This window comes from Micromonospora polyrhachis (assembly GCF_014203835.1).
In the GTDB taxonomy this organism is placed as follows: Bacteria; Actinomycetota; Actinomycetes; order Mycobacteriales; family Micromonosporaceae; genus Micromonospora_H; species Micromonospora_H polyrhachis.
This window is the reverse complement of record NZ_JACHJW010000001.1, coordinates 1,859,192-1,877,159: the sequence shown is the minus strand read 5'-3', so window position 1 is coordinate 1,877,159 and position 17,968 is coordinate 1,859,192. Positions and strand designations below refer to the sequence as shown.

Genomic DNA, 17,968 nt, shown 5'->3' with positions numbered 1-17,968 from the left:
GCAGGCGTGCCGAACGTATCCTTCGTCACCGACCATGACGGCCCCCACCCGGTGTCGCAGGTACCCATCTCCGACTACGGGTTCCTGTCCGACTGTCGTTCGGCCGCCCTGGTAAGCCGGGGCGGCTCGGTCGACTGGTGGTGTCCGGACCGCTTCGACGGCCCATCGGTCTTCGGGCGGCTGCTCGACCCGCAGGCCGGCTACTGGTCCCTCGCCCCGACGGAGGAGAGCGAGACGCAGGCGGAATCGGCCAGCGGGCCGGGCCCGTACGTCGAACGAAGCTATCTTCCCGACACGCTGGTGCTGCGTACCGTGCACCACACCGGCAGCGGCAGCGTGGCGGTCACCGAAGCGCTCGCCGTCGAACCGGGGGCCCGCGGCCACGAACTCGGCCGGGCCTCGCCGGCCGTACTGGTGCGGGTCGTGGAAGGGCTCACCGGCACGGTACGGATGCGCGTCGACTTCGTACCCCGCCCGGAGTACGGGCTGCTCACGCCGTACCTGCACCGCCAGCCGGACCGGGTGGTGGCCGCCGCCGGCCCGACCACCGTCACCCTGCGCGCGCCGGTGCCGCTGACCTGCCAGCCCGGCCGGGTGTACGGCGAGTTCGAGGTGACCGCCGGGCAGGTGCTCGGCTTCGACGTGGCGTACGCCCCCGCCTACGACACCGTGGCCCCGGCCGAACTCGACCCGGTCGCCACCATCCCCGACACCGTCGAGGCCTGGCGGGCGATCCGGGAAACCCATCGCTACCAGGGGCTCTACCCGGAACTTGTCCGGCACAGCGCGCTGGTGCTCCAGGGGTTGACCTATCAGCGCAGCGGCGCGGTGGTGGCCGCCGCAACCACATCCCTGCCCGAGCAGCTCGCCGCGGACCGAAACTACGATTATCGATACGCCTGGCTGCGCGACTTCGCCTTCACCATGAACGCCCTGTGGGTCGGGGCCTGCCCGGAGGAGACGTCCCGGTTGTTCGGCTGGGCGGCCCGGTCCGCCGGCCGGATCGGTGCCAGCCCGGTGCCGATCATGTACGGCGTCGAGGGCGAGCGGCATCTCGCCGAGAACGTCATGGGCAACCTGCGGGGCTATGCGGAGAGCCGGCCGGTCCGCACCGGCAACGATGCGTGGCGGCAACGTCAGCTCGACGTGCTTGGCGAGGTGCTGGAGGCCGCGTACCGGATGCGGGACCAGTTGCACGAGTTCGACGAGGAGCTACGCGAACTACTGGTCGGTTTGGCTGACCAGGCCGCCGCCACCTGGCGGGAGGCCGATGCCGGCATGTGGGAGGCCCGGGACCAGGAACGGCACTACCTCTCCTCGAAGGTGATGTGCTGGGTCGCCCTGGAGCGGGCGGTACGGCTCGCGCCGCTGCTCGGCGAGCGGGCCGATCCCGAGCGTTGGGCGGCGGTACGGGACGAGATCCGGCTCGCCGTGCTGCACAGCGGCTGGAACGACGAGGTGCATGCCTACACGGGGGCGTTCGGCTCACCGGAACTCGACGCCTCCGTGCTGATCCTGCCCCTGGTGCACTTCCTGCCGGCCACCGATCCGAGGATGCGCGCCACCATCCACGCGATCGAGTCCCGGCTCACCGTCAACGGTCTGGTCCGGCGTTGGTCCGGTGACCCGGCCGGCTTCGTGCTGTGTACGTTCTGGCTGGTCGAGTGCCTGGCCTTGGCGGGCGAGTACCACCGAGCGGTGGAGCTGTTCGACCGTACGGTGGCGCATGCCAACGACGTCGGCCTCTTCGCCGAGCAGCTCGCCCCGGACGGGGCGCACCTGGGCAACACCCCGCAGGCGTTGTCCCACATCGGGTTGATCAACGCCGCCTGGCGGCTGACCGAGTCCGTGCCGAGTCGGTGAGCCGGTCGGCCTGGGCGAGTGGAGCAGCCCTCGGCCTGGTCGAGTGGGGCAGCCCTCGGTCTGGTCGAGTGGGGCAGCCCTCGGCCTGGTCGAGTGGGGCAGCCCTCGGTCTGGTCGAGTGGGGCAGCCCTCGGTCTGGTCGAGTGGGGCAGATGTCAGTCGGCACCGAGCAGATCCAGGGTGAGGGCGGCGGTCCAGCTGAACGCCGGTGCGCCGATGCCCGCTCCGGTGTCGGCGTGGAAGTACTCGTGGCAGCCGGAGCGGCGTACCAGGTCGAGCAGCGTGCCTCGCAGCGTCGCCGCGAGTTCGTCGCGACCGTGGCTGCGCAGTCCCCGCCACAGTAACCAGTTCATGTTCAGCCAGACCGGTCCGCGCCAGTAGCGCACCGGGTCGAAGTCGGCGGCGGTCCGGTCGTAACTGGGCACCGCCGACGTGCTGGTCAGCCCGAACCGCGAAGACCGGAGCGTCGCGACCAGCTCGGTCACCTGTCGACCGGGCAGATCGGGCAGGACCAGCGGTACCAGGCCGTTGACGCAGCGGGCCGGACTGAGCCGGCCGGTCCGTACGTCCAGGGCGTGGAACATCCCGGTCCTGGCGTCGTACAGCCGGTCGACCAGGGCCCGGGTGATGGCCGCCGCGCGCGTCCGGTGCCCGGTCGGATCGCCGCCGACCACCTCCGCGATGCGGGCCAACGCCAACTCGGCAACGCCGCGTAGCGCGTTGAACGCCGGGCATTCGACCAGGAACAGGTGCCGGTCGGCCAGGTGGGTGTCCTGGTAGTCACCATCCCGGTACGCGGCGGCCAGCGCCAGGTAGCGGGCGTAGTCGTCGTCGGTGGGCCGGTGGTCGACCAGGCCGACCTGGTTGTCCCGGCGGCGGTGCCGGCGAAGCAGGTCGGCCACCACCGGTACGGCGGCCAGGGCGGTGTCCCAGGCCGGGCTGTTGTCGAGGCCGGACTCCCACGGGTGCACGATGCTGGCGAGTCCACCGCCACCGACGTCCCGGGCGCCGGACAGATAGTCCTGCTGGGCGACGAGCCGGGGATAGAGCCATCGCAGTTGTGCCGCCCCTGTCTCGTCCGGCGTGCGCCGGTAGACCTCCCAGGCCCCGAGGGCGTGCACCGGGGGCTGGACGATGCCGGTGCTGCCCGTCGTCGGCGACCCTGACCGGATCTCGGCGGCGGTCGGGGCCCGAGGCCCGGGTGCCGACGCCGCCGTTCCGGACGTAGTAGCTGGTCCGGACGTAGTAGCGGGTCCGGTCGTGCCGGCTGGCCCCGCTGTTGCGGCCGCGCCGGCTCTGGCCGGCGCGGCCCAGAACGTCGGGCCGGGAAAGTAGTCGCGCTCGGCGACACCCGGGTCGAAGACAATGTGCGGCACCCGGCCGTCCGGCCACTGAGCCAAGAAGAGGCTGCGTAGGTCGCGCCAGGCCCGGTCCGGGGCGATCCGGGCCAGACCGATGCTGATGAACGCCGCGTCCCAGCTCCACTGGTGCGGGTAGAGCGTGCGCGACGGGACGGTGTGCGTACCGGTCCAGTTGGCGTCCAGGACCTCACGGATCCGGGCCTGGAGCAGATCTTCCCGGTGGTCGGCCATAACTGACCTAACGTCCGTCGCCGGAAAAGGCAGCTTATTGGCAACTTGTCCAGGGTATAACTGGCCGCATGATCAAAGCTGCTGACCAATTTGGCGACCAACCCACCGTCCTGCTGACCGGCGAGGTCCGGATGCCGCTGCTCGGCTTCGGGACCTGGCAGGCAACGGGACGCGACGGCTACCAGGCCGTACGTGACGCGCTCGACGCGGGCTATCGGCACATCGACACCGCGACCATGTACGGCAACGAGAAGGAGGTGGGCCAGGCGATCCGGGACAGCGGGGTGTCCCGCGAGGAGATCTTCGTGACCACGAAACTGCCGCCCGAGCAAGCCGGCGCGGAACGGCAGACGATCGAGCGGAGTCTGGCCGACCTGGGCACCGACTACGTGGACCTGTGGCTGATCCACTGGCCGCCGGCCGACGCGGCCGGGCTGGCGACGTGGCGGGAGTTCCTGGCCGCCCGCGACGCGGGGCTGGCCCGGGCGGTCGGGGTGAGCAACTACAGCCTCCCGGAGTTGGACGTGTTGATCCAGGCCACCGACGAGGCACCCGCGGTCAACCAGATTCCGTGGAGTCCGGCGAAGTTCGACGCCCAACTGCTCACCGAGCACCGGAACCGGGGAGTGGTGGTGGAGGGGTACAGCCCGTTCCGCAAGACCGACCTCGACGATCCGGTATTGGTACGGGTAGCCCAGGCGCACGGCGTCACCCCGGCGCAGGTCGTGCTCCGCTGGCATCTCGACCATGACATCGTGGTGATCCCCAAGTCGGTGACCCCGGAACGGATCAGGACGAACTTCGACATTTTCGGGTTCTCGCTGACCGACGACGAGCGACGCGACATCGACGCGATCGCCGGTTGACCGCACTACCCCCTGTTCCTGGACCGCTACCGCTACGGTGGCTGCTTGACAGCCGTGGGGGTGGAATCGGGGGAGGAAGTGGGAGTGGACGGAACTTACTTCGGCGACGGCGGACCCGTCGCATCCTGGGCACCGAGTGGCGGACCGAAACCGGATTTCGCGACCTGCCTGCTCTATCTGGACCACGGGGATGATCTGGATCGGGTCGCCCCGCTGTTGCAGCTCTGGTACGACGAGGCGTGCCGGTTGCTGTTGCCGTTCGTGCAGCCGTTGGGGGCACCGGAGCCGACGAGATCGATCAGCGCCTACGAGGAGAACGCCGAGGGTCGGGGGCGGCGTCGGCGGCCCGCCGGGTGGGCGGAGGGTCTGACCGAGGACCTGTTCCAGTTGTCGGCGCACTGGTTCGACGTCGTACCCTCCTCGATCGCCTCCGAACTCGACCTCTACGTCTTCCGGTTCGCGCAGCGGCGGCACGTCAAGCTCCAGGTGTCGATCGGCTTCCAGAACCGGCCGGACCGGTTGCCGTTGGTGATTCCGGCGCTGGTCGAGTTGACCCGGCTGGTGGCGGACGCGGCCGATCCGGCGTACGGCGAGATCGTGGTCAACGCGGAGACCGTGTCGCCGGCGACGATGCTGGACCTGGCTTTGTACCGGCGCGACGAGGAGTCGGCCCGGACCAGCCGGGACCGGCTGCGGGGCTACGAGTGGGTGACCGTCTGCCCGAAGGAGTTGACCACACGGGTCGGTGGCTCGGCCACGTTCCGCAGCTCCGGGGCGTTCCACGAGGTGGTGCCGCTGGCGCACGGCGGTGCACTGCTGCGGGCGACCGACGCGCCGGCGGACTACCGGGCCGACCGGGTCCGGTCCGTGTTCCGGGCCCTGGCACCGATCCTGCCGCCGGGGCAGCCCTGCGACCTGCCGGGGCACGATCTCAGCCGGGTGGTCTTCGCGGACGCCCGGCAGCCCGGTGCCGAGCTGGAGCTCGGGCCCGCGCTCATGCCCGACGACGGCTCGCGTCGCGCCGCCCTGCATCCACTGGACCTGGGTTCGGTGTGACGCTCGGCGAGCCGGGCTCGGTCGTGCGATCACGGACCGAGCCCGGCCCGTCAGCGCCGAGGTGCACTCGGGTTCGCTGCGGCTATCCCAGGGCTACCCCAGGGCGCAGGTGACCCCGTTGAGCGAGAAGTCGGTCGGGCTGCGGTAGTCGCCGGTCAGGGTGCCCTGGTATCCGAAGGAGGCGGTTGCGCCGGGGGCGACCACGGCGTTCCAGCCCAGGTTGCGGGCGGTCACCCCGGATCCGTTCTGGGTCACGGTCGCGTTCCATGCGGTGGTGACCTGCTGCCCGGCCGGTAGGGAATAGGTCAGTGTCCAGCCGTTGAGCGAGCGTGGGCTCGTGTTGGTGACGGTGACGTTGGCGGTGAAGCCACCGGGCCAGGAGTTCGGCGTGTAGGTGACCCGGCAGGGGTCGGGGTTGGGCGGGGGTGTCGTGGGCGTGGCGGTCGGGCTCGGGCTCGGGTTGCCGCCGCCGTTGACGGCGGCCGAGAACGAGTCGACGCCGAGGCCGGCACCACCCTGCCAGGGTTCGAAACCGGCCTGGATGCTGGTCAGGTACCAGGAGTTGGTGATCGCGCCGCGTGCCCGTACGTCGTGGACGAAGTCCAGCACGCTGAAGCTCCAACTGCTGATGGTGGTCGACGCGAGGTACGAGACGACGTTGTTCGAGCCGTTGCTGCCCCGCCAGACCTCCCAGCTGCGTCCGCCGATCGTGGTGGTGCCGACGGGGGAACCGATCGGCTGGATCGGCCCCTGCCGGGTGAACCAGATCATGATCTCCATCTGGTTCACCCCGTCGGTCCTCGGCGTCGGGTCGAGCCAGATGTCGTACGAGGCGTTGTAGGTCGCGCCGCTGACGTACCGGTAGTCGATGTTGCTGGTGGCGCTGCTGATCCGGTCCACCTGGATGGGCAGGTTCGTGCCCGGGGAACAGTTGGTGTAGTGGCAGCCGACGAAGACCGACGGGTACGACACCGGGGCACCGTTGGTCGGTGCGGATCCCTGCTGTGTGGCGATGGTGAAGCCGGTGTCGCTGACGTCGATGCACTGCTCGGCCGTGCTGCCCCAGCGGTTGTTCTGCACCACGTACCGGCCCTGGATGGTGGTGGAGCCGTACTGTTCGCAGATACGGGTGTCGACCGCGGTCGCGCCGACAGGGCGGGTGGCGGCCTGCGCCCCCGGGGTGCCGAGGTTGGTGGGGATCCCGGCGGCGACGAACGACCCGGTGACGAGTAGACCGGAGACCGCGAGGGCCACCATCGGGCGGTTCCGCCATCGAAGGTGGACCCGGTGAGAACGTTTCATGTTGCTCCTTGTCCTGTTGCACTCGGTGATGCCGAAAGGTTCCGGGAGCGCTCCCACGATTTATTGACAGGTTTGCATCGATGGGTCGAATTGGCAACGGTTGTGTCGGCCCTACCGGCTGTCGCTTCTTGGTAGCCCTGCGTGGAGAAGGTGGGGCATCTATTCAGGCTTGGAATCCGATCAATGGCGGTGACCTGGGCAGGTCTGGGCGGAACTTCCGTGTTTCGATTGCGCGGAGTAGTGTCTTGCCTTCATCGCGTGCCGAATTCCCCTCCGGAGGCGTGACCACCATGCCCGGATCCACCCTGCGCATTCTCGTCGTCGGCGCGGGCATCGCCGGCCTGGCCGTGGCTCGTACCCTGCGGCTCGCCGGATTCCGGCCCGAGATCGTGGAGCGGCTGCCCGCGGGGCGGCCCGTCGAAACCGGCATCTACCTTCCCGGCAACGCTGCCCGGGCACTCCGGGAACTCGGCCTGGACGGTCCGCTCCGGCCGCTCGGACAGGTGATCGGACGGCAGCGGTTCTTCGACGCGGCAGGTCGGCAACTGTGTGAAGTGGACCTCGGCCGGTTGTGGTCCGGCGTCGGGGAGTGCCGCGCGTTGCCCCGGGCCGAACTGCACCAGGTACTGCTCACCGCGGCCGGCGGTGACGTACGGCACGGTGTCGACCTGTGTCGGCTGGACCTGGCGGCGGACGCGGTGACGGTCACCTTCGACGACGGGCAGACCGCCGAGTACGACCTCGTGATCGGCGCCGACGGGCGGCGCTCCGTGGTCCGTACCCTGGCCGCGCTCGGCGGAGCGCCCCGACCGGCCGGCCAGGTCGTCTACCGCAGTGTGGTCACCGGCGGCCCGCGAGTCGCCGACTGGACCGCCCTGTTGGGGCAGCGTGCGAGCCTCATAATCATCCCGATGGGGGCCGGTCGGCTCTACTGCTGCGCAGACGAGGCCGGTACGTTGCTCCCATCGAACCCTCGGGCCCGGTTTCGCGAGGTCTTCGGCGACTACGGTGGGCCGGTGCCGGCCGTGCTCGACGCACTGGACCGGGTACGGGTGGAGGTGACGGAGGAGGTCGAACTAGGACGCTGGTCACATGGCCGGGTGGTGCTCGTCGGGGATGCCGCGCACGCCACCGCACCGACCCTGTCCCAGGGCGCGGCGATGGCCATCGAGGACGCGGTGGTGCTCGCCGACACGTTGCGCGGGGCGGACAGCATCCCGGAGGCCCTGGCCGGTTACGAGAGCCGCCGCCGGCCGCGTACGAAATGGGTGCTCGACCGGACCCGGGACCGGGACCGGACCCGGGACGTGACGCCAGCGCTGCGCGATCCGCTGTTGCGGGGCCGGGGTGGACGGATCTTCCAGGAGCACTACCGGTTGCTCCTCGACCCGGTGTGACGAGTCCGCGCCGGCTGGCCGGAGCATCGGCAGGGTGCGGCGACCGACGCCTGATCCGAGCCCCGGGTGTCACCGGGTGGACCACCCGGGCCACCCGCCGTGGGAACCGTGGACGGCACGTGTGGCACCCGACGCGTGACCCGCGGCTGCTGGGGACTATTCTGCCTGCGAGGTACGGCTCGCAGATCAACAGCGCGTGCCGAGTGGGACTAACGAGAACCGGAGGCCACTCGTGACCACCGTCGCACCCAAGCCGATTGTGACCCGGCCATGGCCGGTCCGTCAGCCGGTCAAGGGCTCGGCATTCGCGCGGCTGCTGCGTACGACCGACGCGAAGCAAATCGGGATCATGTACATGGTCACCGCGTTCGTGTTCTTCCTGATCGGCGGCCTGATGGCGCTGATCATGCGGGCCGAACTCGCGCGACCCGGGCTACAGTTCCTGTCGCCCGAGCAGTACAACCAGCTCTTCACCATGCACGGCACGATCATGTTGCTGTTCTTCGCGACGCCGATCGTGTTCGCCTTCGCGAACTATCTGGTGCCGATCCAGATCGGCGCGCCGGACGTGTCGTTTCCCCGGCTGAACAGCTTCGCCTACTGGCTCTACCTGTTCGGCGGCACGATGGCCACGGCCGGCTTCCTCACCCCGGGTGGCGCGGCCGACTTCGGCTGGTTCGCCTACGCGCCACTGAGCAGCGTGGAGCATACGCCGGGCGTCGGTGCCAACCTGTGGATCTTCGGCCTGGCCATCTCCGGTCTGGGCACCATCCTCGGTTCGGTCAACCTGATCACGACCATCATCACGCTGCGCGCCCCGGGCATGACGATGTTCCGGATGCCGATCTTCACGTGGAACATCCTGGTCGCCAGCCTGCTGGTGCTCCTGGTCTTCCCCCTGCTGGCCGCCGCTCTGCTGGCGCTGGCCGCAGACCGGATCCTCGGCGCGCACGTCTACGACCCGGCCACCGGCGGGCCGATGCTCTGGCAGCACCTCTTCTGGTTCTTCGGTCACCCCGAGGTCTACATCATCGCGCTGCCCTTCTTCGGCATCATCAGCGAGATCATCCCGGTCTTCTCCCGTAAGCCGGTCTTCGGCTACAAGGGGCTGGTCGCGGCCACCCTCTCCATCGCCGCCCTGTCGATGAGCGTGTGGGCGCACCACATGTTCGCCACCGGTCAGGTGCTGCTGCCGTTCTTCAGCTTCCTGAGCTTCCTGATCGCCGTACCGACGGGCATGAAGTTCTTCAACTGGATCGGCACCATGTGGCGAGGCCAGATCAGCTTCGAGTCCCCGATGCTCTGGTCGATCGGCTTCCTGACCACCTTCCTCTTCGGCGGTCTCACCGGCGTGCTGCTGGCCAGCCCGCCGCTCGACTTCCACGTCACCGACTCCTACTTCGTGGTGGCCCACTTCCACTACGTGCTCTTCGGCACCATCGTGTTCGCCGTCTTCGCCGGCATCTACTTCTGGTTCCCGAAGATGTTCGGCCGGATGCTGGACGAGCGGCTGGCCAAGGTGCACTTCTGGCTCACCTTCGTCGGCTTCCACATGACCTTCCTGGTGCAGCACTGGCTGGGTGCCGAGGGCATGCCCCGGCGGTACGCCGACTACCAGGCCATCGACGGCTTCACCGAGCTGAACATGATCTCCACGATCGGCGCGTTCATCACCGGTATCTCGACCCTGCCGTTCCTCTACAACGTGTGGAAGTCGTACAAGACCGGCCCGGTGGTCGAGGTCAACGACCCGTGGGGCTACGGCAACTCGCTGGAGTGGGCCACCACCTGCCCGCCGCCGCTGCGCAACTTCGACGTGATGCCCCGGATCCGCTCGGAGCGGCCGGCGTTCGACGCCAAGTTCCCGGAGCTGGCGGCCGGCGGACAGTCGCTGGCCGGGCCGCCGGAGGGTGGCGCCAAGCCGCTCACCAGCGAGTCGGACCACGGCGCGAGCTACCAGGAGGACGTGGAGTCCAACCTCGACCGGCGCTGACCCGCCGACCGCGCGACGCGAAAGGCGCTGCCTCCCAGTTGTTGGCCGGGAGGCAGCGCCTTTCGTCATGCGGCCTGATCGGAGGCCAGCGGCGTCGCCGGATCAGGGCTCGCCGGGACGACGCTGGTCCCACCGGCACGCCGGGCTTGGCGGAGCTGACCGGCAAGCACGGTCAGGGCCACCAGGGTGCCGAGGGTGCCGATCGCGGCGAACCCCCAGCCCGGACCCGACCGGTCGATGACCGCGCCCGCGAACGGGGCACCCAGGGCGAGCCCGACGGTCAGCGCCGAGCCGTACAGGCCCATCGCCTCCCCGCGCACCACGGCCGGTACGAGGCGACTGACCGCGTTGGCGGAAGCGGTCAGGGTCGGGGCGCACATCAGCCCGGAGGGCAGCAGGGCGAGGGCCAGCAGCCACCACTGGCCGCTGGCCAGCCCGACCGGGATGGTGCAGAGCCCGAGTAGTAGGGCCAGTCGCAGCAGGGACGGCGGTTGCGCCATCGCGCCGTAGGAGAAGCCGCCGACCAGCGAAGCCGCGGACCACAGGGCCAGTACGACCCCGGTCCACGCGACCTGGTTGGCGTCCTGGAGCGCCGCGATGATGGAGATGTCCGCCCCGGCCAGGACCAGGGTGCTGGCGGCACCGATGGCCATCACCCCGATCAGCCGAGGGGTGAGCCAGTCCCGGCGCGAGAGCCGCCGATCCGAGGCGACGGCCGGTTCGTCGTGGCCGCGTACCGGTGGATTCAGCGCGATGAGCGCCAACCCGGCGAGCACGAGGCCGCCGCCCACCATCGCCATGGTGGCCCGCGCCGAGCCGGTGGTGACCAGCAGCACCGCCAGCGACGGGCCGACCATGAACGACAGTTCGGTCGTCATCGAGTCCAACGCGTACGCCTGCCGGCGCTCTCCCTCGGGTACCAGCGCGGCGATGGACTGCCGAACCACCGACGAGAGCGGCAGGGCCAGTATTCCGCCCAGCAGGGCCGTACCCACCAGGACCGGGTAGGGCATGAACCGGGTCGTGCCCCAGAACACCGCCCCGCCGATGGTGGCCAACAACAACGCCGGTCGCAGGCCCCGCCGGTCGATCAACCGGCCCAGCAGCGGCTGGCCGATCGCCATCCCGATCGTCATCGTGGCACCGACCACTCCGGCGGCGGCGTAGGTCTGGCCGAGATCGGTGACGACGTAGAGGGTCAGTACGACCGAGGTGGCGGTCAGCGGGATGCGGGCCAGCGACGACACAAGTAGCAGCGATCGGACACCGGGCAGGGCGAGCGCGTGCCGGTAAGGCTTCAGGTTCATCAGGGTCCGTACCTCCGGCAGCCATCCTCCCGCCGGGGTACGACCGGCGCACGGCGATTATCCGTGCCCGGCCGTCACACCCGGACGATCGGCGTGCCGGTGAGCTGCACCCCCGCCTCGGCCAGTTGGAGCAGCGCGGCTTCGGTGGTGGGCCGGGCCACCGCAGCGGTCAGGTCGAGCAGCACGGTGGTGGTGAAGCCCTCCCGGGCCGCGTCCAGGGCGGTGGCACGTACGCAGTGGTCGGTGGCGATGCCGACCACGTCGACCGCCGCGACGTCGTGTTCGCGCAGCCACTCGGCCAGGTCCAGACCGTCGGCGGCGTAGCCCTCGAACCCGGAGTACGCGGCGGAACGTTCGCCCTTGTGGAAGACCGCCTCGATGGGCTCGGTGCTCAGGTCGGGGTGGAACTCGACCCCTTCGGTGCCCACCACGCAGTGCGCCGGCCACGAGTCGACGAAGTCGGGTGGGCTGCCGAAGTGGGCTCCGGGATCCACGTGGTAGTCCTTCGTGGCTACCACGTGGTCCCACCGCTCGGGTTGGTCGGCCAGCAGTCGCGTGATTGCCGAGGCCACCTCGGTGCCCCCGGTCACGGCGAGCGAGCCGCCCTCGCAGAAGTCGTTCTGCACGTCGACGATGATCAGTGCACGGCGCATGGGAACCCTTTCCGCAACTGGCGGCCTTCTGGACGATCCTGGTGGGTGCGGCGGATCGGGGCAACCGGCTCGACCAGACCCACCCGCCGCACGGCTCAGCCGGCGGGAACGATGGTGACCGGGATCGCCGGATCGCCACCGGAAAGCTTCAACCCCTCCCACGGGATGGAGATCAGGCACTGGCGCAGGTGTTCCCGGGACTCGACGAGCGTGGGCAGTGCCGCCGGCTCCCCACCGACCACATACGACTGCTGCAACGCCCGGTCGTGGGGCAGCTGCTCCGGCATGCCCTGGGAGACGACGATCTCCTCGGTGGCCGTACCGGTCGGTTTGTGCCGCCGGACCGCGAGCTTGCGCCCGCCGACCGTCGCCTTGTTCTCCGAGCGTTTAACGACCGGCCGCCCGTCGACCTCGACCAGTTTGTAGACCAGGCCGGCGGTGGGTGCGCCGGAACCGGTGCCCACGGCGGTACCCGCCCCGTACATGTCCACCGGTTCGGCGGCGAGTGCGGCGATGGCGTACTCGTCCAGGTCACCCGAGACGATGATCTTCGTCTCGGTGGCACCGAGCGAGTCGAGCAGTTCCCGGGACTGGTGGGCCAAGACCGACAGGTCGCCGCTGTCGATCCGGACCGCCCGCAGGTCCGGGCCGGCGACCTCGATCGCGTTACGGATGCCCTGGCTGATGTCGTACGTGTCGACCAGCAGCGTGGTGTTCTTGCCCTGGGCGGCGACCTGTGCGGCGAACGCCGCCTTCTCGTCCTCGTAGAGCAGGGTGAACGCGTGCGCGGCCGTACCGGCGGTGGGTATCCCGTACCGCTGACCGGCGGCCAGGTTGGAGGTGTAGCCGAAGCCGGCCAGGTAGGCGGCGCGCGCGGCGGCCACCGCCGCCTCCTCGTGGACCCGTCGGGAACCCATCTCGATCAACGTACGGCCCCGGGCGGCGGTCACCATCCGGGCCGCGGCGGCGGCCACGGCGCTGTCGTAGTTGAGCACCGACAGGATGAGCGTTTCGAGTAGCACGCATTCGGCGAAGGTGCCGGAGACGGTGAGGATCGGGGACCCGGGGAAGAACAGCTCACCCTCGGCGTATCCGTCGATGTCGCCGCTGAAGCGGTAGCGGGACAGCCAGTCGGCGGTCTCCGCGTCGATGACGCCGGTCTCCCGCAGGAACGCCACCTCCGTCTCGTCGAACCGGAAGTCGCGTACCAACTCGACCAGGCGGCCGGTGCCGGCCACCACGCCGTAGCGCCGCCCGGTGGGCAGCCGTCGGGCGAAGACCTCGAAGACGCAGTGCCGCTCGGCGGTGCCGTCACGCAGTCCGGCGCTGATCATGGTCAGCTCGTAGTGGTCGGTCAGCAACGCGGGACGAGAGAGGTTCACCATCCCAGCCTAGGACGTTGTCCGGAAGGTCGACGGGCCCGCCTTACCTTCCCGGTCTGCTGTCCGGATCGGGCATCGCCCGGAGGGCGGACCAGAGTTCGCTTCGTCCGGTCACGCCCAGCTTGCTGTAGACCCGTTGCAGATGATTTTCCACGGTACGGGTGGAGATGTAGAGCTCTTCGGCGATGTTGCGGCTGGGCAGTCCGCCCGCCGCCAGCCGGGCGATCTGGCGCTCCCGCTCGGTCAGCGTCGGCTGCCGGATCGAGAAGACCGGACTGCGTACGACGTCGCAGCGGGCCAGCAGGTCGCCGAGGCAGAGGTTGGCCGCGTGTGCCTGCGGGGAGCGGACCGCCCGTAGCCGGGTGACCGCCTCGGCGGCGGCCTCGGCGGCGTACACGTTCAGGCCCTGCTCGGCGTAGCTCTCCGCCACCGCGAGCAACTCCTCACCGGCGCGGGTGGCGGCGGCGCGGGCATGCCGGGCGAGCAGCGGGGGCAGCCGCCCGTCGACGGTCTCGGAGAGTTCGGTCAACCGTTGTGCCACTGTCTGCCGTCGCCCGGCCCCGAGCGGTCGCGCGGTGCCCTCCGGCTGTTGGTCGCCGTTCGGCTCGTGCTCGCTGTTCGGCTGTTGCTTGCTGCTCGGCTGGTCGATCTCGAAGTCCGCGTGACCGAGACGGACCAGGTCGTGCAGGGCGTGGACCTCGTGACCGGCGAACCCGTCGGCCCGGAGCCGGCGGACCAGTTCGGCCAGGGTCCGGACCGCGCTCCCAATATTTCCGGCGCTGGCCAGCATCGCCGCGCGGGCCTGCTCCCGCCACGGATAGAGCACCTCCATGCCGCAGATGTGCATCCGGTCGGACTCGGCCATCGCCAGCGCGGCCTGTTCCACGTCGCCCCGCAGCGCCGCCGCCTGGGTCCGTTCCGCGTGGGCCAGCCCGGCGAAGGCCGGACTACCGGCGAGCACCGCGCAGGCCCCGAGGCTGAACCGGAGTGCGTCGCCGGTCTGGCCACGGAGCCGGGCGGCCTGCGCGCGCAGGATCGACAGATAACCCGAACCGAGCCGGAAGTCGCCCGCGTCGGCCAGGTCCGCGAACTCGTCGGCGACGATCGTGTCGATGCCGGCGAGGTCACCGGCGAGCGCGAGCCGGGTGCCCCGGGCCAACTCCAGAGCGAGCTGTAGGTAGGGCATGTCGCCCCGCCACTGGGCCGCGTCCGCCTCGACACTGGCGATGGCCCGACCGCTCTGGACCAGCTCACCCCGGGCCGCCTGGAGGTGGGCGATGGTGCACCGGGCCAGCCCCCGGGCGGCGACGGAAGCGGCGGGACGGTCCAGCACCCTGCGGCTGAGCCGGAGCGCCCCGGCGCAGTCGAGCCGATGCAACCGCATGATCGCCTCGAAGGACCGGACCCGGGCCCGGTGCGCCAGGTCGGTGAGCTGCTCCACGTCGGCCTCGATCGACTCGATCGTCGACTCCTGGCTCAGGCCCCAGTAGGAGACCATCCCGCGTACCGTCAGCCAGCGGCTGCGCTGCTGGTCGCAGGTGATCTCGTCGGCGACCGAGTCGAGCACCTCGATCGCCTCCCTCGGCTGGTCGCCGAACATCAGGATGGTGGCCAGCAGTTCGGCGGCGGCGAACCCCCCGCCGGTCCGGAGCGCCGCCCGCGCCAGTCGCCCGGCCAGCGGTACGTCGTACTGGCTGAACGCCAGCCCGGCCGCGCGCAGCAGGGGCTCCGGCTTGTCGGCGGTATCGGATTCGAGCCGCCAGACCGCCACCCGCAGCAGGTCGTCGCGGCGCCGAGCACCGGTGCGCTCCACCAGGTCGGCGAGTTGCGCGGTCAGCCGGCGGAGCCGGATCACCGGGCAGCGTTGGCGGACCACCTCGCCGTAGATCGGGTGGGCCAGGACCACGTTTCGGCGCCGGTCGTGTTGGACGGTACGGATCAGCCCCTGCTGTTCGGCCGCCTCCGCGTCCGCGCACGGCACCGCCTGTTTCAGTATCGCCTCACCGATGGGCTCTCCGAACGCCACCAGTTCCACGGCGGTACGAACGCCGGGGCTGAACTGCGTGACCCGGCTGTCGATCAGTGCGTCGAGGGTGGCGGTCAGTCCCGGTTGACCGGTCCAGTGCAGTACGCCGTACATCTCGACCAGTTCGCCGCTGTCGTTCGCCGCCTTGACCAGTTCGCGCAGCAGTAACGCGTTACCGCCGGAGAACCGCCAGAGACGTTCCGCCGAGGGTGGGTCGACCGGGATCCCCAGGATCGCCCCCGCCAGTTCGGTCGCCTCGGCCAGGGTCAGCGCGGGCAGTTCCAGGTGCTCGACCAGGTCGTCGGTCCACAGTGCCCGGATGGGCAGGGGGATCACCGATCCGGTGAGCATGGTGCTCAGCACGGTGGCGTCGTCGGAGCGGGCGATCAGGTAGACGAGGGCGGCGGACGAGTCGTCGAGCAGATGGATGTCGTCGACGGCGAGGACGATCGAGCGGCCGGCGGCCTGCTGGTGCAACGCGTCGACCGCCCAGCGGAGGATGCCGGCGGGGGAGAGGCCGGAGGGCTGGTCGGCTGGTAGCACCTGGGCCAGCCCTCCGAAGGGCAGGCCCGAGGTGGCGATGTTGGCCGAGGCGGACCAGACGGCGTATCGGTCGGGTGGAAGCTGCTTGACGAGGTGGGAGAGCAGCCGGCTCTTACCGATCCCGGCGGTGCCACTGATGAGGAGACCCCGGCCGGTCACTCCGGTCGCGGCGGCGATCAACCGGTCGAGTTGCTTCCTGCGGCCGACGAACTCCCACAAAGCCATCCGCGCAGCATATAGACCGAACTCGGTCCGCGTATGACCGGTGACGGACCGAAGTTGAGTATCGATAGGGTTACGCGTGAGTATCCGGGGCGGTCGGCGGGGGTCAGCCGAGAGGCGTAACGTTCCGATGTCCGGCTTTCGACTTGATTCGCCAGCGTTTCTTGCGTGCCGACCGAATCGCGCCTTGGTAAGGGAGGCCTCCGAGGATGGGCTATCGGCCGCTCGATGCCGCTGCCTCTGCCCAACACCACGAGTTCGCCGAGCATCGGACGGTCGATGTGCCCGGCGGCCCCGAGTTCGACGAGCCGCTCGCGGTCGTCGCCGTCGGCCCGGCGGGTGGCGGTCGTACCGAGGTGCTTGGTGCCCTGCTCGGCGTCGGCCCGGCCGCCCTGCGGGTTCCCCAGGGCAGCTTCCTGGTCGTCCGGCCTGGCGCCGTCGCCGACGGTCTCGCCTACCTACCCGACCGTCCCGAGCCGTACCCCTACCGGGCCGAGCCGGTCGGTGCCGGTCCGGCGTTGGCCCGCCCACCTCGCCGGGTCGAGATGACCCTCCCGGACCGGATACTGCGCCACTTCGCCGTCGTCGACACGCCAGACACCGGGGCGCTCGGGCCAGCCGGTGCCCGGGTGCTGCTCGACGCGATCAGCCGGGCCGGTGCCGTGCTCTTCGTGATCTCCGCTGAGCAGACGTTGAGCGCCGCCGAACTCGAACTACTGACCACCCTCGCCGCGTACGACGTGGCGGTCTTCTTCGCCGTCACACCGGCCGCCGGGGGTGACGACGACCGCGTCCACACGGTTGGCGAGCCGTACCTCGATCAGGTGTCGGTCGCGCTCGACGCGCATCGGGCCACCCTGCTGGCCACCGTGCCGGCCCTCGCCGCCGCCCGCTGGTTCGCGGTGGACCCGGCCGCCGGGGACACGGTCCCCCTGCGCTGGGCCCTGGTGGACTGGGCGAGCACCGAAGGGCTGCGCCGGGCCAGTGGTAACCCGCCCGTGGTGCCGGGAAGCACCCGTGCCGTACGGGTCCGGCCCGATCTCACCGACTTCGACTGGGCGGATCTGCTCGACCGCCAGGTACGGACCTGGGCACCCCGGGTCCGGCAGCACCTGGCCCTGGAAGTGGCCAACATCCACCTGCGTTGCGTGCAGGAACTCCTCTTCGCCACCGGCTGTGGTGGCTTGCCGGCCACCCTCGATCGGGAGATCCAGGCGCTGTCCCTGTACGCCGTCGTCGAATGTGACACGGGGGTGGACCAGGTCCTCGACGAGATCATCACTCGGGTCTTCCAGGCACCCGAGGCGGACGACGTACGACGACGCCTGGTCGCCGCGGTACGCCTCGAACTCGCCAACCATCGCACTGCCCGAGGGCTGGACCGGGTGCTGCTGGTCACCGCCGCCGGACGGGTGATCGGCCGGACCGGCTCCGGCGGGGTGGGGCCGCTGCTGGCGTACCCCGGCGCGTCCGGCACGGCGGTCCTGCCACCGATCGGGGTGGCCCTGGCCGGTGGTTGCTACCAGCACTGGCGTGGTCCCGACAACGCCGACCCGACAGCTGCCCGATCCTGGTTGCAACGGGTTCTGCGGGAGGTCGAGCTGGAGGTGTCGCGGGAGGTCAACCGGCGGTTCGAGGCGCTGCGGTCGGCTCTGGTGACCGTGCTGACCGACACCGTCGAGCACTCGACCCTGCTCGGCTAGATGCGGTCGATACCGTGGTCGACGGCCATCCAGGTGTTCCGGTTCCACGATGCGGTCGGGACG

12 protein-coding genes are annotated in these 17,968 nt (G+C 70.2%); 6 read left to right on the top strand and 6 right to left on the bottom strand.

Going from position 1 to position 17,968, the window contains the following annotated elements:
• Positions 1–51 precede the first annotated feature (51 nt).
• Complete coding sequence (locus FHR38_RS07670) at positions 52–1,863, top strand: glycoside hydrolase family 15 protein (protein WP_184539370.1); 1,812 nt, start codon at positions 52–54, stop codon at positions 1,861–1,863.
• 155 nt (positions 1,864–2,018) lie between these two features.
• Here the strand turns inward: FHR38_RS07670 and FHR38_RS07665 are convergent, their stop codons facing one another.
• On the bottom strand, positions 2,019–3,455 hold the full coding sequence (locus tag FHR38_RS07665) for an MGH1-like glycoside hydrolase domain-containing protein (RefSeq protein ID WP_184534016.1): 1,437 nt from the start codon (positions 3,453–3,455) through the stop codon (positions 2,019–2,021).
• Between the two features lie 68 nt (positions 3,456–3,523).
• On the opposite strand from FHR38_RS07665, the gene FHR38_RS07660 reads away from it, so the two are divergent.
• The gene (locus FHR38_RS07660; protein WP_246446376.1) at positions 3,524–4,321 is read left to right on the top strand and encodes an aldo/keto reductase; all 798 of its coding nucleotides are present in this window, start codon (positions 3,524–3,526) and stop codon (positions 4,319–4,321) included.
• 84 nt (positions 4,322–4,405) lie between these two features.
• Positions 4,406–5,377, top strand: coding sequence for a hypothetical protein (locus FHR38_RS07655; RefSeq protein ID WP_184534015.1), 972 nt, complete (start codon positions 4,406–4,408; stop codon positions 5,375–5,377).
• A gap of 93 nt (positions 5,378–5,470) precedes the next feature.
• Here FHR38_RS07655 and FHR38_RS07650 read toward each other — a convergent pair whose 3' ends face one another.
• Positions 5,471–6,679 carry a glycoside hydrolase family 12 protein gene (locus FHR38_RS07650; RefSeq protein ID WP_246446373.1) on the bottom strand — a complete coding sequence of 403 codons (1,209 nt, stop codon included), beginning with the start codon at positions 6,677–6,679 and terminating at the stop codon, positions 5,471–5,473.
• A 290-nt stretch (positions 6,680–6,969) separates the two neighbouring features.
• Between FHR38_RS07650 and FHR38_RS07645 the strand changes: the two genes are divergently transcribed.
• The gene (locus FHR38_RS07645; protein ID WP_184534014.1) at positions 6,970–8,076 is read left to right on the top strand and encodes an FAD-dependent monooxygenase; all 1,107 of its coding nucleotides are present in this window, start codon (positions 6,970–6,972) and stop codon (positions 8,074–8,076) included.
• 232 nt (positions 8,077–8,308) lie between these two features.
• The gene (gene ctaD, locus FHR38_RS07640) at positions 8,309–10,069 is read left to right on the top strand and encodes an aa3-type cytochrome oxidase subunit I (RefSeq protein WP_184534013.1); all 1,761 of its coding nucleotides are present in this window, start codon (positions 8,309–8,311) and stop codon (positions 10,067–10,069) included.
• Positions 10,070–10,134: 65 nt separating this feature from the next.
• Here ctaD and FHR38_RS07635 read toward each other — a convergent pair whose 3' ends face one another.
• The 4 genes from FHR38_RS07635 to FHR38_RS07620 form a co-directional block, all read right to left on the bottom strand.
• Positions 10,135–11,376, bottom strand: coding sequence for an MFS transporter (locus FHR38_RS07635; protein WP_184534012.1), 1,242 nt, complete (start codon positions 11,374–11,376; stop codon positions 10,135–10,137).
• Between the two features lie 74 nt (positions 11,377–11,450).
• Entirely contained in the window at positions 11,451–12,029 is a 579-nt protein-coding gene (locus FHR38_RS07630; RefSeq protein WP_184534011.1) for a nicotinamidase, read from the bottom strand.
• A gap of 95 nt (positions 12,030–12,124) precedes the next feature.
• Complete coding sequence (locus FHR38_RS07625; RefSeq protein ID WP_221448943.1) at positions 12,125–13,414, bottom strand: nicotinate phosphoribosyltransferase; 1,290 nt, start codon at positions 13,412–13,414, stop codon at positions 12,125–12,127.
• Between the two features lie 40 nt (positions 13,415–13,454).
• Entirely contained in the window at positions 13,455–16,205 is a 2,751-nt protein-coding gene (locus FHR38_RS07620) for a helix-turn-helix transcriptional regulator (protein WP_184534009.1), read from the bottom strand.
• A gap of 206 nt (positions 16,206–16,411) precedes the next feature.
• Between FHR38_RS07620 and FHR38_RS07615 the strand changes: the two genes are divergently transcribed.
• Complete coding sequence (locus FHR38_RS07615) at positions 16,412–17,905, top strand: P-loop NTPase family protein (RefSeq protein ID WP_184534008.1); 1,494 nt, start codon at positions 16,412–16,414, stop codon at positions 17,903–17,905.
• Positions 17,906–17,968 lie beyond the last annotated feature (63 nt).